This window comes from Streptomyces sp. DH12 (genome assembly GCF_020873895.1).
Lineage (GTDB): Bacteria > Actinomycetota > Actinomycetes > Streptomycetales > Streptomycetaceae > Streptomyces.
Genome location: NZ_JAHWGT010001294.1, coordinates 1 through 428, shown reverse-complemented (window position 1 = coordinate 428; position 428 = coordinate 1). Strand labels below are relative to the sequence as shown.

Here is a 428-nt window from a genome sequence, read left to right as displayed (position 1 = left end):
AGCCGGCGCCTCCGACCCGGGGGGACTCCCGGCACGGCGCCGGCTGCGACGGGTGGACCTGCGCACGCTGACCGTCACCGAGCACCCCGTGCTGCCGGTGCCCGACGTCGCGCCGACGCCGAAGAAGGACGGATGACGGCCTTCAGCACGGCCGTGGGGGAACTCGCCACCGACGTACGACTCCCGGCGGGCGACGGCCCTTTCCCGGCCGTCCTGCTGCGCACCCCCTACGACCGGGCCCGGCACGAGGCCGAGGCGCGTGGCTGGGCCCGCCGCGGGTTCGCCGCCGTCGTCCAGGACGTGCGGGGGCGGTTCGCGTCGCCGGGGGAGTGGCACCCGTACGCGTACGAGACCGCGGACGGAACAGCGGCCGTCCGCTGGATCCGGCAACAGCCGTGGAGCGACGGGCGACTGGTGGCCGCCGGCGC

At 77.1% G+C, this 428-nt stretch carries 1 protein-coding gene; it reads left to right on the top strand.

Features of this window, described 5'->3' with window-relative positions:
* Nucleotides 1-132: 132 nt before the first annotated feature.
* Nucleotides 133-428: CocE/NonD family hydrolase (locus LPA54_RS39750; RefSeq protein ID WP_228985273.1), on the top strand; the 296-nt coding region annotated here is incomplete at its 3' end.